Origin of the sequence: Vibrio sp. AND4, assembly GCF_000171815.1 — a bacterium.
GTDB lineage: Bacteria > Pseudomonadota > Gammaproteobacteria > Enterobacterales > Vibrionaceae > Vibrio.
The window spans coordinates 1-3,077 of the sequence record NZ_ABGR01000071.1 but is presented as its reverse complement, the minus strand read 5'-3'; the positions used below and the strand labels follow the sequence as shown (position 1 = coordinate 3,077).

The 3,077-nt window shown below is 43.5% G+C and carries 3 protein-coding genes and 1 pseudogene; 2 read left to right on the top strand and 2 right to left on the bottom strand.

All coding sequences use genetic code 11. The annotated features are described in order from the left end of the window. Positions 1 to 94: 94 nt before the first annotated feature. Positions 95 to 526: a GNAT family N-acetyltransferase gene (locus AND4_RS18505; RefSeq protein WP_009844511.1), complete on the bottom strand. Its 432-nt coding sequence runs from the start codon at positions 524 to 526 to the stop codon at positions 95 to 97. Between the two features lie 101 nt (positions 527 to 627). Here AND4_RS18505 and murB point away from each other — a divergent pair, with 101 nt between their 5' ends. Beyond that, positions 628 to 1,671, top strand: coding sequence for a UDP-N-acetylmuramate dehydrogenase (gene murB, locus AND4_RS18500; RefSeq protein ID WP_009844510.1), 1,044 nt, complete (start codon positions 628 to 630; stop codon positions 1,669 to 1,671). Beyond that, positions 1,668 to 2,642 (top strand): bifunctional biotin--[acetyl-CoA-carboxylase] ligase/biotin operon repressor BirA, encoded by a 975-nt coding sequence (gene birA, locus AND4_RS18495; protein WP_009844509.1) that lies wholly within the window; start codon positions 1,668 to 1,670, stop codon positions 2,640 to 2,642. Before murB ends, birA begins: the two co-directional genes overlap by 4 nt. A 7-nt stretch (positions 2,643 to 2,649) precedes the next feature. Here the strand turns inward: birA and AND4_RS18490 are convergent. Continuing rightward, positions 2,650 to 3,077: pseudogene (locus AND4_RS18490) on the bottom strand (type I pantothenate kinase); the annotation flags it as partial.

The window sequence follows — 3,077 nt, the reverse complement described above, 5'->3', positions numbered from 1 at the left end:
AATGGGTTCCTATTTACTTTCATACCGGTATGAGTACCTTAATTAAGTGTAATATTGCGAACCTGATATTTTACCAAAGATATGATTTCTCTGGCTACAAAACCACACCGTTTAAGGGATAAGAAGCAGTGAATTGCATTGGAATGAGACCTTTGCCACTCTCAATATAGCGAAAATAGGCATTTTTTAGTGAGTTGGGAAGCTCAGTGCCTTCAATCGTTTTAAATCCATGTTGTGCGTAGTAACCTTCTAACTGGCTAAATGCGAAGCAATAATCACCTTCACTGAAAATTTTTCTTGTACAGTACTCCAACAGCGCGTTTCCTACACCTGTCCCTCTATGCTCCGGTACAACCAGCATACCGGTGAGCAGGCGTGACTTTTCTACCGTCTTCATTCTTAACAAAGCGACGATACAATTATCGATACTGGCTGTGATGATCAGCTCGTCTCGTTTGGCACGTCCAGCCGGGTAATGGGCTTTATACAACCTCTTAATAAGAGGAAGTTTGATTGGATTTAACACTTCTATGATTATTGAGTTAGGTATTGTCACTGCGGCTAAAAGATAACTAATGTAGAATGTTTACAGTTTACGAGAATCTCACCTGGCGTTGCAAACCCACTATGGAAATTAAGAAACACGCGAGCCTTAAGGCTTTCCACACATTTGGTATAGAACAAACTTGTGCGTATCTAGCGGTGGTTGACTCCATTGAAGACGTCAAGCAACTCTTCCAAGATAAAGCTTACCAAGACTTACCTAAACTGTTTTTAGGTAAGGGAAGCAATATGCTATTTACTCAACACTACGAAGGCATAGTAATCATTAACCGCTTAATGGGAAAAGTCGTCACTGAAACTGAACAGCACTATTCTCTGCATGTGGAAGGTGGGGAAGATTGGCCAAGTTTAGTTAAATGGAGTGTTGAGCAAGGTATGGGCGGAATGGAAAATCTCGCTCTTATTCCGGGGTGCGCTGGCTCTGCACCTATCCAAAATATCGGAGCTTACGGTTTAGAGTTACAGAATATTTGCGAATACGTGGATATTCTTGACCTTAGCAGCTTTGAAACAAAACGAATGAGCGCGTATGAGTGCCAGTTTGGTTACCGTGATTCTATCTTCAAGCACAGCTTACATGAGAAATGCTTTATTACTGCGATTGGCCTCAAATTACCCAAGCAGTGGCAGGCAATCAATCAATATGGTCCTTTGCAGAGTATTCCTGAAGATGAGTTAAGTCCTCTCGCTATTTTTGAGCGCGTTTGCCAAGTGCGTATGGAAAAGCTGCCTGATCCAGCAAAAGTCGGCAATGCGGGTAGTTTCTTTAAAAATCCAGTGATCAGTCAAGATCATTACGATCACCTTGTGCAGCATTACGAGAATATGGTGGCTTTCCCAGCGCAAGGCGGAATGAAAGTTGCGGCAGGGTGGTTAATCGATCAATGCGGATTAAAGGGGGTATCGGTCAACGGTGCTCAAGTGAACCCTTTGCAAGCTTTGGTATTGACCAATGTTGATAATTGCAGTGCTGATGATGTGGTTGAACTAGCGTCTCTGGTCAAAAAGACGGTTTGGGATAAATACCAAATTGAACTTGAACACGAAGTTCGTTTTATGAATAACAAGGGTGAAACCAACTTAGCTGAAATTGAGGCGAAACGATGAGAAAGGAGCACGCTGTAAAGTTGCACATCCTCAAGGCTCTCAGTGATGGTGCCTTCCATTCAGGAGAGGGGTTAGGACGAGAACTTGGAATTTCTCGAGCTGCGATTGCTAGGCACATAAAAGGTCTCAACGACTGGGGCGTCGATATATTTCGCATTCAAGGACGTGGTTATCAGTTAGCGCAACCTTTGCAGCTTCTCAATGAAGAAACACTTCAAGCTCAGCTGGATACACCACTTGAGCTTATTTCAGTGATCGACTCTACGAACCAATATCTACTCGATCGAGTCAAGGATTCGGTTAAAGGGCGAGTCTGCATAGCAGAATATCAGGCTATGGGAAGAGGGCGGCGTGGGCGTCAATGGATATCGCCGTTTGGTACAAACTTATATTTATCTATGTATTGGCGTTTGGATGCTGGTATGGCGGCAGCGATGGGGTTAAGTTTGGTTGTTGGTATTGCGGCAGTTGAAGCCATAGAGAGCATGGGTATTGATGGCGTTAAGCTGAAATGGCCTAATGATATTTATTACCAAGATAAAAAGCTGGCAGGTATTTTAGTAGAGATGTCCGGACAAGCGGGCGCTGCGGCGCATTTGGTGATCGGTATGGGGCTTAATATTGGCATGCCTGATCAACAACCGGACATTGATCAACCTTGGACTAGTTTAAATCGAGTCAGTGATGGTTTAGATGTCGACCGAAATAAACTTGCACTTGAGTTGATCAGACATTGGAAGGTCGCGCTAGAAGAATACGAAATGACGGGACTGGGCGGTTTTGTTGAACGCTGGAATCGTCTCGACAATTTTATTGGCCGACCAGTGAAGTTATTGATGGGGCCGAGAGAAGTATATGGTGTTGTGAAAGGTATTGACCAGCAAGGTGGTGTTGTCCTGGAAACCCAAAATGGGTTGGAGACCTACATCGGCGGTGAGATCTCCTTAAGGAAAGGGGAACAGCATGAGTAAAGAGAGATTACTTTCTCAGTGATACCCTATCAACCAAGTGACTTGGGCCTTTGTGTAAAATAAGATGGGCTCTTTCCCGAGTAGGAAGAATATTATGCTCTAAATTGAGTCCATTAATATCATGCCAGATTTGCTTTGCTTTCGTCTTCGCTTCCTCGATAGACAACTGAGTGTAATGATTGAAGTAAGAGCCAGGCTGGGTAAATGCCCCTCGACGAAACTTCAAGAAACGCTCTACATACCATTGTTCAATGGTTTCGGTTTCTGCATCCACATAAATAGAGAAATCAAGAAAGTCCGATACAAACACGCGATGAGGATCGTGTGGGTAGTCCATACCGCTTTGCAGAACATTTAATCCCTCAATAATAAGTACATCTGGTCGATCTACTTTCCTTTTTTCTTCAGTGATGTCATAGGTAATGTGCGAATAAA